We start from the raw sequence: 229 nt of genomic DNA, 5'->3' as shown, positions 1-229 counted from the left end.
TAAGCTGTTTCCACCACTGAGCCCCCGCCCGCTCCGCCCTCCGTCACCCTACATTCTTGGAGACTGGAACAATCTCGCTCGACACAAGATCCTGGTAGCCTCCCCCACAGACGTTATGGCAGTTGCCCGGAAGTATGAAAGCTAGGTGGCATCTCTGGCGAATACGTCGTGGCGCGAAGATTTCACGATCCAGAAAGATGTAGGCGATTTGGGCCCGGAGGCTGGCGGA

This window comes from Schleiferilactobacillus shenzhenensis LY-73 (assembly GCF_000469325.1).
Classification (GTDB): Bacteria; Bacillota; Bacilli; order Lactobacillales; family Lactobacillaceae; genus Schleiferilactobacillus; species Schleiferilactobacillus shenzhenensis.
Note: the sequence above shows the minus strand (reverse complement) of the source record.